The organism is Azorhizobium sp. AG788, from assembly GCF_943371865.1.
In the GTDB taxonomy this organism is placed as follows: Bacteria; Pseudomonadota; Alphaproteobacteria; order Rhizobiales; family Xanthobacteraceae; genus Azorhizobium.
The window spans coordinates 25,459-37,896 of the sequence record NZ_CALRWL010000020.1; the positions used below are offsets into that span (position 1 = coordinate 25,459).

Sequence of the window (12,438 nt, forward strand, 5' to 3'; positions counted from 1 at the left end):
TTGTCGTTTGTGCGGCTCACCGAACGCAGATCGAAAGGCCGGGCACCTCGGCGCTCAACTGTCCTTGAGATGCACGCCCAGGCGCCCGGCCAGATCCTGAACATATTGCCAGGCGGTGCGCCCTGATCGGGCGCCGCGGGTCGTGGACCATTCCAGCGCCTCCGGGCGCCACACCGGCTCCTCGACCGGAATACCGTGATGGGCGATATAGCCGGCGACCATGGCCAGATACTCGTCCTGGCTGCACTTGTGGAAACCGAGCCAAAGACCGAAGCGGTCCGACAGCGAGACCTTCTCTTCCACCGCCTCGCCCGGATTGATGGCGGTGGACCGCTCGTTGTCCATCATGTCTCGCGGCAGCAGGTGGCGCCGGTTCGAGGTGGCATAGAAAATCACATTGTCCGGCCGGCCCTCGATGCCGCCCTCCAGCACCGCCTTGAGCGACTTGTAGGAGGTGTCGTCGGCATCGAATGACAGGTCGTCGCAAAACACGATGAACCGATGCCGCGAGGTGCGCACGTGCGCCATCAGCCCCGGCAGGGTTTCGATGTCCTCGCGATGGATCTCCACCAGCTTAAGGCGCGGTCCCGCTGGATCGGTCAGCGCGGCGTTGACATAAGCGTGGGCCGCTTTCACCAGCGAGCTCTTGCCCATGCCGCGGGCGCCCCACAGCAAAGCGTTGTTGGCGGACAGGCCGACGGCGAAGCGGCGGGTATTCTCCACCAGCTGATCGCGAACCCGGTCGATGCCCTGGAGCAGCTCCATGTCCACCCGATTCACCCGCGCCACCGGCTCGAAGCGCGTGGGCGCCGTGGCCCAGACGAAGGCATCTGCGAGGTCGAAATCCACCGCCGCATCCCGCGGCGGCGCGGTGCGCTCCAGCGCCTCGGCGATACGGGTCAAGACGGTGTGCAAGGCGGCGGCGTCGATCGTGCTGGTGTCTTGTGGCATCGGCATCTCCCTGCAGCGGCATTAAGGCTCGCGCCGTCCGCCGACAAGCGCCCGCACGCGCGGGCGCGGCACGGCAAGCCATGCACCTCGCGCAGACGTGCGGCGATGCCGGGGGCATGTTGCGGCGCAAGAAGAATGCGTTAACCTGCGCCTGGGACTATGGGGACGGGCTGGGTCGAAGGGGAACGAGCCGTTTGGGTTCGTCCGCTGATGGGCACCATCAACGGAGCACCGTATGCGACCAGGTAAGGGACAGGGCCGTGTGGCGTCGCGGGTGATCGGCGCGGCACTTTTGACATCGGCCGCAGGTTTTGCGCAGGCCGAGGATATCAAGACAACCATCGTCAGGACCGCCAACACCGATGGCAGCGCCGCCGTGTCGGTGGAGAGCGTCCCCGTGTGGCTGGACGGGACCAAGTTCGGCCTGGATCTGTCGCTCGCGGCGGCGCCCGTCGGCACGGTGCAGCCGAACCGCCCCCTGCCATGGACGGTGACCGATACGTCGGCGGCGGCGGCTTGGGCCAGGATGAGCGTTCCCACCCAGGCCCAATGGCTGCCATGGCAGGAAACGACGCTGGATATGCGGGTGGACCCCACACAGGACAGCAGCCGGATCGCCACCACCTTCACGCGCAGTTGGGTGGTGTGGGACCATGTGACCGCCAGCTTCAACGACAGTTATGCCCTGACCCGCAATCTCGACCAGGGGGGACGCTGGGAAACGGGCAAGTCGGTGAGCCTCGACCTCCAGGAGACCGGAACCCGGATCTCGGTGGCCGCGAACACCAACTCCAGTGATCATGCCTGGCTGCCGTCCGCCAGCGCCCAGCAGCAACTCCTGGGGCCGTTGAGCCTGACCACCACGGTGTCGAATACCGGCACCGAGATCACCAAGTCGATCACTGCCGGCTTCCGCCACACCTGGTAGCCCCACCGGGCGGGCGATCAGGGCCAGATGATCGCCACCAGAAAACGGGCGGCGATCAGCAGCAAGAAGACGCCGAAGCCGATTTCCAGAGTTCGGCGCGGTAGTGCGTGGGCCATTCGCACTCCCAGCGGCGCGGTCAGGGCGCTGACGGGGGCCATGCAGACGAAGCCGATCACCGAGACATAGCCCAGCGAGAGGGGCGGCAACTGGCCCATGTGGGCCCAGCCGGCGATGATGTATCCCACCACGCCGGGCAGGGGGATGAACATGCCGAGCCCCGCCGAGGTGGCCACCGCGGCGTGGATCGGCACCCCGTAGAGGCCGAGCAGGATGGTGGACAGGCCGCCACCGGCGACCCCGATCATGGACGAGGCCATGCCGATGAAGAAGCCGGAGATCCGCAGCGCGGTTTTTCCCGGCAGGCCGGTGCCGATGCGCCACTCGGTGCGCCCGGCGATGCTCTTTGTGGCCAGCACCGTGACCAGGGCGACGAAGATGGCCTGGAGTACCCAGCCACGGACGAAGCCAGCAATGGCACTGCCGACCACGACGCCCAGCACCGCGGGAACCCGCCAGGCGGCCAGCACACCCGGGATGGCGGCGCCGCGGGCCTGATGGGCCTTATAGGACCGGAAGGCGGTGGGAACGATGATGGCAAGCGAGGTGCCGATGCACAATTGCATCCGCACGTCCTCGCTGACGCCAATAATCCGAAACACCTCATAGAGCACGGGCACGATGATGCCGCCGCCGCCGACGCCTAGCAGGCCGGCCAGGATCCCGGTTGCCGCCCCGCCCACCAACAGGGCGATCACGAGGTAGCCGATTTCGGTCAAGGGGATGGCGGACAGCATGGGGACTCGCAAATGCCGGGACGGCACGGGAGCGCCATGTGCACCCCGGCGGTTCGCCTGTCCAGAGATGCCCCGTTGGGGCACCGTTCAGCGATCTTCTCCGGGCAGGGTGGCCGCCGTGCGTGGGCAATACAACCCACCGGGTCGTCTTGAGCGCCTCAGGCCGCGTCGGAACGGGCCTCGGGATGGCGGATGCAGGCCACCGCCTTCCGCACCACGGCGAGGCCGGCGCCGGGGACCAGGGCCTCTGTGGCCAGCGTCCGTCGATAGGCGCGGGCGCCCGCGCGCCCGCCAAACAGGCCGAGCATATGGCGGGTGATATCGTGCAGACGGCCACCCGCTTCCACATGGGCCGCCATATAGGGTTCGAACGCCGCTATGGCCGCAAAGCTGTCCGCATGGGGGGCAGGGGCGCCGAAGATGTCCGGATCCACCTGCAGCAGGAGATCGGGGTTCTGATAGGCAGCACGGCCGAGCATCACGCCATCGAGGCCAGCGCCTTCGCGCGCGGCATCGGCGAGGGTCAGCAGACCGCCGTTGAGCACGATCGGTACGTGGGGCAGCCGCGCCTTGAGGCGCCGGACCCGGTCGTAATCCAAGGGCGGCACTTCGCGATTCTCCTTGGGCGACAGCCCCTGGAGCCAGGCCTTGCGGGCATGCACGATCAGGCCGTCCACCCCGGCGGCGACCACCGCATCCGCCAGCGCATCCAAGGCAAGTTCCACATCCTGCTCGTCCACGCCGATCCGGCATTTCACGGTGACGGGGATCGACACCTCCGCCTTCATGGCCGCCACGCAGTCCGCCACCAATGCCGGGGCGCGCATCAAGCAGGCACCGAAATTGCCACCCTTCACGCGGTCCGAGGGACAGCCGACATTCAGGTTGATTTCGTCATAGCCGAACTCGGCGCCAATCCGCGCCGCTTGCGCCAGAAGGACGGGGTCGCTTCCGCCCAATTGGACCGCGACGGGGTGCTCACAGGGGGAGAAGCCCAAGAGACGCGCACGATCGCCATGGATCACCGCGAGCGCCGTGACCATCTCGGTGTAGAGCAGCGCGTGCTGCGTCAACGTGCGGTGGAACGCGCGACAATGACGGTCCGTCCACTCCATCATAGGGGCCGTGGCAAATCTATATGAGTGAGTTTTCGACATTATTTTCGTAACTTCAAGGAGTTGGGTCTCGTCGTGTGCATTCGAGTTTTCGCCACGATACGCCCCAATTTCCGATTTTTCGACGTGTGAGTGCACACGGAGCGCACACGGTTTGGCCACCCTCACTAAACTAAAATCCGGCTCCTGGAGAGCCCAGATCTGTCGGACAGGGCAGTAGGTCAACGAGACGTTCCTGCGCCGCAAGGATGCAGAGGAATGGGCGCTCGACATGGAGCGGCGCATCGATCGCCAGGAACCCTCGTCGCGCGCAGGTCGCGCGACGCGAAACGCTTCCGCGATCTCGTCGCCCGCCACCGCCCGGACATGGCAGAGGTGGGGATCAGGATCGGCCGCTCCAAGGGGTTCTGCCTCACGCCTCTCGATCTCGCGCGCATCGCCCTGAAGCGGCTCGGCCTGATCGGGAAAGGCAAGGAGCGGGATCGCCGTCCGACGCAGCATGAACTTGACCGCATCGTCACGGCGCCGGACGAGAACCCTCGGCAGAGCATCCCCGTCGGAGGGATCGACGCGCTTTGCCGTGGTCACAGGCCATGCGCCAGGAAGAAATCTGCCGGGTCGAATGGCGCGACTTCGATCCGGGGACATGGATGCAGCTCATTCGGGACCGAAGGACCCCCGCAGGAAGGACGGCAACCATCAGCGCATCCCGCTGCTCGACGTCTCGGGTGATGACGCGGCTCCCCGTGTAGATGCAGCCATCGTTGAGCCATGCCGCCACGATGGCTGGGGCGACTGCGGCCTGCGCCAATTCGTCAAATCGCTCTTCCGCGCCGCGCAGCATCATGCAGCGTGCGCGAGACACGCGCCGAATTGGGGCCCCGTGCCAGCCGCGTGGGGCGCACCGGCAGGCTGGTCCGCACGTCGTGTTCGATCTGTGCGACCTGCTGACACGCCACCGCCTCGGTAAGGCCGAGGGGCGCGACTGCGCAGCAAGCAAGCCCTTAACGGCGCTTTAGCCTAGGGGGATGCCTCTCATAAGGGTGCGCTTATCTTATTCACCTAGCCCCTTCGCATCCGTCACCTTCTCGATCCAGCTGACCACCTTGCCGTCAAGTTCCTCGGCCACGGGGCGGGTCACCCATGCGAGCCATAAGGCGCCGCACGGGCTTGCGCCCCACCTCGTGCCCCTGCCGGCGTAAATGGCGGACATCTGCATGGCATGGCGCCGGCTCCGCATCGAGAATTTGCGCGAGAATTGGCACCTTCACTCGTCTAACTGATAGGGAGCCCGTGCGGCCTCCCTAGCGCAGGAGCCCCGCGGGTGAACAAGACAACCTCCCAGAAACCGCCCCTGCAGCCGCCCTGCCGACCATGCCCCCCGCGCCGAGATAGCCGGCGAGGGAAACGCTGATGCCGGCCAGCACGCTCAGGATCTGGGTCTTCATCCATACGTGGACCAGCCTGGTCTGCACGGTCTTTCTCTTGCTGATCTGCCTCACCGGCCTCCCGCTGATCTTTCACGAGGAGATCGATCCGTTGGTCGATCCACCGCCGGTATATGTGCAGTTGCCGTTCGATACGCCGCATCTCAGTCTCGACAGCCTAGTCGGCCGGGCAGGGGGCATGTATCCGGGCGAGGTCATCGTTTCGCTCTTCAAGGACGACGACGAGCCGCAGGTGCTCGTGTGGATGGCGCCGTCATTCGCGGCGATCGAGGAGAACCCTCGGCTTGAGCATTTCATCCGCTTCGATGCGCGCACCGGGGAGGTGATCGATGAAACGAAGCCGCCGGAGCAGCAGCGCACGCGCTTCCTGACGCTCATGCTTCGGCTCCATGTGGACCTGTTCGCGGACTTGGCCGGCAACCTGTTCATGGGGGCGATGGGGCTGCTTTTCGTGGCGGCTCTCGTGTCCGGCGTCGTCCTTTACGGCCCCTTCACACGCAAGCTCGACTTCGGCGTGGTGCGTGGCACCCGCGCGCCGCGCACCCGCTGGCTCGACCTGCACAATCTCCTCGGCATCGTCACCGCCCTTTGGATGCTGGTGGTCGGCGCGACAGGTGTCCTCAACGAGCTGGCATCTCCCCTGTTCGACCTCTGGCAGCGAACGGACGTGCGCGCGATGCTGTCGCCGTGGCAGGGCCAGACGCCGCCCGCGCCAAACGAACTGGCCTCGGTGCAGGCCGTTTATGAAACCGCGACCCGTGCGTTGCCGAACATGCATGTGATCACCGTCATCTATCCCGGCAACCCGTTCGGAAGTCCGCATCATTATGTGCTTTGGGGGCATGGCAAGACGCCCCTGGCTGAGCGCCTGTTCAGCCCCGTATTGGTGGATGCGCGGACCGGCGAACTGACGGCGGTGGTGCAGATGCCCTGGTATCTGCGGGCGCTCGAAATCTCCCGCCCTCTGCATTTCGGTGACTATGGAGGCGTGCCGCTCAAGATCATCTGGGCTCTGCTCGACCTCGTGACCATCGCGGTGCTGGCGAGCGGCCTCTACCTCTGGCTCGCCAGGCACCGCCGCGCCTCGTCCTCGGGACGCAAGCACCTTCCAGGCCCCGCTGCCACCGCGTTGCCGGAGGCGGCGGAATGACAGGCCGCCATTCCCCCTTCTGGCGACAATGGCGCTGGCCGCTTGGCCTTGCCCTTCTCACCATGTTCGGCCTGATGTCCGCCTTGCTGGGAGAGGGCGGCATCTGGTGGGTCCTCTCGTGGATCGCCCTCGGATTCCCGCTGTTCGTCGCGCTCCGGCACATCCTTCGCTCCCGGCGGTCGCAAGCGGCGGGCTGAGCCGCGTGTGCACCCAGGATTCGCGCGGTACCGCCGCCACGCTCAGGATCGGCGAATGGATCTGCGTGGCCCCGGTTGTTTTGGGATACGCAGATCAATTGGCGGCCCCGCTTCGACCAATGGTCTGAAAAGAAGCGTTTTACGCAGACGGAACCCGCGAAGCGGATCTGGCGGGCCGCTTTGCTTAGAACCGATATAAATCATTGGTGTTGCGATAGAATTTCCATTTGCGCTAAATCGCACTCTGTTTTGTTGGACGCCGCGCGTGACGGTTCTCCGGTGCAGCTAGCCGTCGCTGAAGAACGCAAGGCGGCTCCCTGCTGCACCTCAGCGACGTGACCGAAGGGTGGTGGTTCAGTGGGTTGGGATCTCGCCACATTGTTCAAGCGGCACGCGAAGGATATCGCGCAGGCGTTGCGCAGGCGCGGCCTGACGGCGGACATTGCCGCCGACCTCACCCAGGACACGTTCGTCCGGGTGCTCGTGTCGCCGCCCGCCGACAACGCCCCGGTGAACAACCCCGCCGCCTATCTCTTCCGGGTGGCGCGCAACCTCTCCATCGACCATCAGCGGCGAGAGCGGCTGCTGAACCGCGTGGATCTGTGCGAGGACAGTTTCGCGGCGATCCTCGATCCGTCGCCCTCCCAAGAGGTGACCGTCTACGACAGGCAGAAGCTGGCCCTGACCTCGGCAGCGCTGTCCGAGCTGCCGGAGAGAACCCGGCGGGCTTTCGAACTGCACCGGATTGAGGAGATGACGGTCGCGGAGGTGGCGGCGGAACTTGGCCTGTCCAGGTCGCGGGTCTGGGCACTGCTGCGGGATGCTTACGAGCATGTCGATCTGCGGCTGACCGGCCTCTGAGAGGCCCGCATCACCGGCGCTGAACATTCGCGCGTGCCATTCGTATATTGGTAGGAAGCGAGCGATCCTGCCGCGTCGGCAGCCGGTCTGCTGGAGGTATGCCCATGAGCGAGGTTCCGGAAGAGCGTCTGCTGTTTCGGGAAGCTGCCGATCTGGCCATCCGCCTGCAGAACGATCCCGCTAATCCTGTCTCGCTTGAAATGGTCCGCGCATGGAATGCCCGCAGCCCCGGGCATGCCGCGGCCTGGGCGCGCGTCGCTCAGATCCACGGCATGACGGGCAAGGTTCTCGGTGATCAGCGCAGGGCGGCGGAAGGCGATGGGTTGCTGACACGCCGCAATGTCATCGTGGGTGGCCTGATCGGACTGGGCGCAGCGGCGGGAGCATGGCTCGGTCCGCAGGCGATCCTCTACGCCAATGCAGACCAGGTGACCTCCACGGCCGAGATCCGCCGGGTCGCGCTTCCCGATGGAAGCGTGATGACGCTGGGGCCGGATAGCACGGTGGCATTCAACTTCTCGGAGACCAGGCGAGAGACGACACTGCTGGACGGGATGGCATTCTTCGAGGTCGCGCGCGACCCGGAAAGGCCTTTCTCCGTTCTATCGGGACTGGTGGCGGCGACGGCCATCGGCACGGCTTTCGATGTCTCCAGCGATGGCGGATACATCTCTGTTTCCGTCGATCAAGGTATCGTGGATGTGCGTGCGCCGAACTCCGTGCTCAGCCAAGGACAGCGCCTCAATGTCGGCGACTGGATCGCGCTCGATCCATCCTTGCACAAGGTGACCCGCGGCGTGCGTGAGGCATCCCAGATCGCCGCTTGGCGCGATGGCATGATCATCGCGGAGCAGGAAACCGTCTCGGCAATGGTGGCCAAGATTGCCCGCTGGCAGCCTGGTCGCGTGGTGCTTGCGGACCCCTTCCTCGGATCGCGCGTCGTGAGTGGTGTCTTCGACCTGAGCGATCCTCTTCGTGCCCTTGAGGCCGTGGTCCGCCCATTCGGCGCGAAGGTGCGCCGGATAGGGCCGTTTGCGACGGTGATTTCTCCCGTCTGAGAAAAAAGTGACAAAACCGCAGGAGAGTTCTGAGCCCCCGTTCGTAAGGCCCAATAGGGGCTACAGAAACCAGCGACTTGGCAATGCCAGCCCTCCTGTGACAGCGACGGAGAGGCAAGGACATGCGGCCAAGGTCTGGGACAACGCGCTTCGCAGGCGTCGGCCGGAGGATGTTGATCGCAACGCTGCTGGCGACGACCGCCAGCCTGGTGAATGCAGCGCTCATCGACAGCCAGGCTCACGCCCAGGCCAGCGTGCAAACCACCTTCAACATCCCCGCTGGCCAGTTGAACCGAGCCCTGGCGGCCTTCGGAAGGCAGTCGGGCACGCAAGTCTCCTACGAGGCCGCGATCGCGAACGGCAAGACTTCGCGCGGATTTCAGGGAACCGCGACGCGAGAGCAAGCGATTGCGCAGCTTCTTCAGGGATCGGGGCTCGTTTACTCATTTTCCGACGCGACAAACGTCTTGATCACTCAGCCGCGCTCCCAGAGCCGGGCGAGTGGAAACGATGGCTCGCTCGTCCTCGATACGATCAATGTCGAAGGACAAGAGATCAACAATTGGGACGCGCCGCCTTCTTATGCCGGCGGCCAGGTTGCGACTGGCGCACGGCTCGGCGTGCTCGGCAATGTCAGCATCATGGATGCCCCCTTCAGCATCACCAGCTACACGTCGAAGGTGATTCAGGAGCAGCAGGCCGTGACGGTCGCCGACGTCGTGGCGAATGATCCTTCCGTGCGGGTCTTCACCAATGGCATCAGTTCCTCCGCTGGCGCGGGCGAGGTGTTCTTCATCCGCGGCTTCAGCGTCACCAACCAGAGCATCCTGATCGACGGCTATGGTGGAATCTCTCCCGATCGCCTGATCCCGGTGGAAACCATGGAGCGCGTGGAGGTATTGAAGGGGCCGAACGCACTTCTGACCGGCTACACCCAATATGGTTCCCTTGGCGGGTCGATCAATGTGGTTCCCAAGCGCGCGACGGACGAGCCCGTCACGCGCATCACGCAGAGCTATCTTTCCGATTCACAGTTCGGCACCCAGATCGATTTCGGGCGGCGCTTCGGCCCCAGCAAGGAATGGGGCGTGCGCGTCAACGGGATATTCCTTGATGGCGACACGTCCGTGGACGGCCAATCGGCCCGGCTGGGGACCGGGACTCTGGCGCTGGACTATCGGGGAGCGGACCTGCGTGCCAGCCTCGACGCGGGATATATCAGCCAGAAGACATATGCCCCGACGGGGGCCGCCGGATTCGGTTTCGCCTCCGATATCGCCATTCCGCGCGCCCCGGACGCCAGCAAGCAGATCTACCAGAACTGGGAATATTCCGGCACCAACACGGCCTATGCGCTTGGAAAGTTCGAGTATGACATCAACCCGGCATGGACGCTCTATGGCGGCATCGGCGGCAGCACCTATAGACAGTCCATGCTGTCCACGGACATCTTTGTTCTTGATTCCGCCGGCAACGCAACGGCCACTGCGTATTACAGCCCCATTCAGGGGAATGCCGCTTCCACTCAGGCGGGCATTCGCGGCGAGTTCGCAACCGGCCCCATCGGTCACAAGATCAACCTGAACACCTCGTACCTTTATCAGAATATGAATCAGGAAAGTAATTATTACGGATTTTATTCATTCGATACAAATATATACAGCGCTACCACCGTATCGAGTCCTTCAACCCTAGGTTTCAGCGATAATCCACCGAAGTATTGGAATGTCAACGCGCCGGCCGTGACGCTGTCAGACACGCTTTCCTTCCTTGGCGAACGCATCCTGTTCACCGCCGGCGTGCGCTATCAACAGATCAAGGTTGACGTGTTCAATCCGGATGGAAGTGTCGCGCAGGCTTATGACGAGCAGGCGGTGACACCCGCCTTCGGCCTCGTGCTGAAGCCGTTCGACAGGATGTCGCTCTACGCCAACTACATTCAGGGCCTCCAGCAAGGTCCGATCGCCTACCAGGGGACGGCGAATGCCGGTGAGGTGTTCCCACCAATGATGACGGAGCAGATGGAAGCCGGCATCAAGTATGATTTCGGGGCCTTCACCGCCACCGCCAGCATCTTCCAGATCACCAAGCCCAGCAGCATCATCTCGACCAATGCCGCGGGCGAGTCCATCTTCAGCGTCAACGGCGAACAGCGCAACCGGGGCGTGGAGGTCAACGTCTTCGGTCAGCTTTGGCAGGGCCTGCGTCTCCTCGGTGGCGTCGCCTATACACAAGGCACCCTGACCCAGACAGCGGACGGCCTCTATGATGGCAATTCGGCCGTGGGAGTCCCCAACTGGCAGACCAATATTGGCATCGAATGGGACCCCGAGCCGTTTGCCGGGCTGACACTCTGGGGCCGAATGATTGCCACCAGCTCGCAATATGTGGACCAGGCGAACACGCAGCAAATCCCGAGCTGGGTCCGCTTCGACATCGGGACGCAATACAAGACGCAGGCATTCGGCAACCCCCTGGCCTTGCGCTTCGCGGTGGAGAACGTCTTCGACAAAAATTATTGGGCGGCCGTGAATGATGGTTGGGTCTCGACCGGCCTTCCGAGGACCTTCAAGTTTTCGGCGGTGATGGACTTCTGAGGCTGGAGTTGGCCAGTGCACGGCCCAGCGTGCGCGGTTACTTGGCAACCGAAGCGGAGGTCTATCCCCTCGTCTGCGGCGCATCGTGACTCCTTCCCGGAGCAGCTGCGCCGCAGCCGCGAAGCCAGTGTTGCTCCCAGCGGATGCAGGAATAGACATGGGGAATGCTGTGGCGGCGCTCCCCAGTCCGCGTTAGGGCACCTTTCTCGACCAGATCGTGCAGGTCGCGCGTGGCAGTGGGGCGTGAGGTGCCGGTAATCGCGCGGTCGTTCTCCGCGCTCGGGCCGCCCGTGAAGCCGCCGGCCCCTCACGAAGTCCGCAGCGGACTTGGATGTCAGCTGCGACCCTGTTCGTCCAACGCGACAACCAGATCGCGAAATGTCGCCGCGAGCGGAGACAGGGCGCGCCCGGTGCACCACACCACGCCCCCTTCATAAGTGAGCCATGGCAGGTCCAGGTCAAGGCACACGAGACTTGCGGCCTCCAGCGCGACCATGTCGCGACTGCCGAAGGCGAAGGCATCGGTCTCCCGGACGATGGCGGCGACCGCGTCCCACGAATAGGCCTCGAAATGCGGCACCAGAAGGGGGCGGCGGGGGTCCATGGTGCCGAGGTTCGAGTGGGGTGGAAACCGGCCATGGATGCGCTCCGGCAGCCGGGCGCCCGCGAAGGGATAGCGCGCGACCGCGTCGACCGTGCAGGCCTCAAGGCCGCACAAAGGGTGATCCTTGCGCACCACGATCGCGCCTTGGCGCTGCTTCAGCGCACGCTGGCTGAAGCGGTGGTCATCGTCCGGCTCGATCTGCTCGCCGATGAACAGGTCCATGACGCCGCGGTCGAGAAGATCGCGGCAGTCCCGCCACCCGCCGGAGATGAAATTGAGCTGGACCCTGGGATGGTCCGCCGCAAAGGCTGACACCGCCGCCGGCATGAGCTTCATGTTGGAATAGAGGCCGGACCCGAACACGATGGTGCCGGCCTGGGCGCCGCGCTTGTCCTGGATCGCCCGCTCCAGCGCCGTGGCGCGGCGCAGGATGTCCTGCCCGTCGTGGACAACCAGGGCGCCGATCTCGGTGAGGCGGACCTGCCGGTTGCCGCGGTCGAAGAGGGGCGCACCCAGCTGGCGCTCCAGCTCCTGCACGCTGCGGCTCAGGGCCGGCTGCGACAGGTTCAGGAGCTTTGCAGCCTGGGCGAAGCTGCCGGTTTCGGACACCACGATAATCTGGCGCAGGCGCTTCAACTCAATCATGACGCTTCATCGGCTTTCCGGCCCGCTGGT

9 protein-coding genes and 1 pseudogene are annotated in these 12,438 nt (G+C 64.7%); 5 read left to right on the top strand and 5 right to left on the bottom strand.

Annotation, left to right across the window (positions count from 1 at the left end; genetic code table 11):
- Positions 1-54: 54 nt before the first annotated feature.
- Entirely contained in the window at positions 55-951 is an 897-nt protein-coding gene (locus AAG816_RS13435) for an ATP-binding protein (RefSeq protein ID WP_341990153.1), read from the bottom strand.
- A 235-nt stretch (positions 952-1,186) separates the two neighbouring features.
- On the opposite strand from AAG816_RS13435, the gene AAG816_RS13440 reads away from it, so the two are divergent.
- Positions 1,187-1,879, top strand: a complete 693-nt coding sequence (locus AAG816_RS13440) for a hypothetical protein (protein ID WP_341990154.1) — start codon at positions 1,187-1,189, stop codon at positions 1,877-1,879.
- Positions 1,880-1,896: 17 nt separating this feature from the next.
- Here AAG816_RS13440 and AAG816_RS13445 read toward each other — a convergent pair whose 3' ends face one another.
- Entirely contained in the window at positions 1,897-2,733 is an 837-nt protein-coding gene (locus AAG816_RS13445; RefSeq protein WP_341990155.1) for a sulfite exporter TauE/SafE family protein, read from the bottom strand.
- Between the two features lie 158 nt (positions 2,734-2,891).
- The gene (dusA, locus tag AAG816_RS13450) at positions 2,892-3,890 is read right to left on the bottom strand and encodes a tRNA dihydrouridine(20/20a) synthase DusA (RefSeq protein ID WP_341990197.1); all 999 of its coding nucleotides are present in this window, start codon (positions 3,888-3,890) and stop codon (positions 2,892-2,894) included.
- Between the two features lie 1,371 nt (positions 3,891-5,261).
- On the opposite strand from dusA, the gene AAG816_RS13455 reads away from it, so the two are divergent.
- From AAG816_RS13455 to AAG816_RS13470, 4 genes are all read left to right on the top strand, one after another.
- Complete coding sequence (locus AAG816_RS13455) at positions 5,262-6,446, top strand: PepSY-associated TM helix domain-containing protein (protein WP_341990156.1); 1,185 nt, start codon at positions 5,262-5,264, stop codon at positions 6,444-6,446.
- Between the two features lie 554 nt (positions 6,447-7,000).
- A complete protein-coding gene (locus tag AAG816_RS13460; RefSeq protein ID WP_341990157.1) occupies positions 7,001-7,504 on the top strand; it encodes a sigma-70 family RNA polymerase sigma factor in 504 nt (167 codons plus the stop codon).
- 104 nt (positions 7,505-7,608) lie between these two features.
- Entirely contained in the window at positions 7,609-8,562 is a 954-nt protein-coding gene (locus AAG816_RS13465; protein WP_341990158.1) for a FecR domain-containing protein, read from the top strand.
- 170 nt (positions 8,563-8,732) lie between these two features.
- Positions 8,733-11,159: a TonB-dependent receptor gene (locus AAG816_RS13470; protein WP_341990159.1), complete on the top strand. Its 2,427-nt coding sequence runs from the start codon at positions 8,733-8,735 to the stop codon at positions 11,157-11,159.
- Positions 11,160-11,325: 166 nt separating this feature from the next.
- On the opposite strand, the pseudogene AAG816_RS13475 reads toward AAG816_RS13470, so the two are convergent.
- Both AAG816_RS13475 and AAG816_RS13480 read right to left on the bottom strand, forming a co-directional pair.
- A pseudogene (locus tag AAG816_RS13475) lies at positions 11,326-11,457 on the bottom strand (DUF4172 domain-containing protein); the annotation flags it as partial.
- Between the two features lie 36 nt (positions 11,458-11,493).
- Complete coding sequence (locus tag AAG816_RS13480) at positions 11,494-12,408, bottom strand: LysR family transcriptional regulator (protein WP_341990160.1); 915 nt, start codon at positions 12,406-12,408, stop codon at positions 11,494-11,496.
- Positions 12,409-12,438: the final 30 nt, after the last annotated feature.

Coding starts and splice junctions, on each gene's coding strand:
- AAG816_RS13435 (WP_341990153.1), bottom strand. CDS start 951: ATGCCACAAGACACCAGCACGATCGACGCCGCCGCCTTGCACACCGTC.
- AAG816_RS13440 (WP_341990154.1), top strand. CDS start 1,187: ATGCGACCAGGTAAGGGACAGGGCCGTGTGGCGTCGCGGGTGATCGGC.
- AAG816_RS13445 (WP_341990155.1), bottom strand. CDS start 2,733: ATGCTGTCCGCCATCCCCTTGACCGAAATCGGCTACCTCGTGATCGCC.
- dusA (WP_341990197.1), bottom strand. CDS start 3,890: ATGTCGAAAACTCACTCATATAGATTTGCCACGGCCCCTATGATGGAG.
- AAG816_RS13455 (WP_341990156.1), top strand. CDS start 5,262: ATGCCGGCCAGCACGCTCAGGATCTGGGTCTTCATCCATACGTGGACC.
- AAG816_RS13465 (WP_341990158.1), top strand. CDS start 7,609: ATGAGCGAGGTTCCGGAAGAGCGTCTGCTGTTTCGGGAAGCTGCCGAT.
- AAG816_RS13470 (WP_341990159.1), top strand. CDS start 8,733: ATGTTGATCGCAACGCTGCTGGCGACGACCGCCAGCCTGGTGAATGCA.
- AAG816_RS13480 (WP_341990160.1), bottom strand. CDS start 12,408: ATGATTGAGTTGAAGCGCCTGCGCCAGATTATCGTGGTGTCCGAAACC.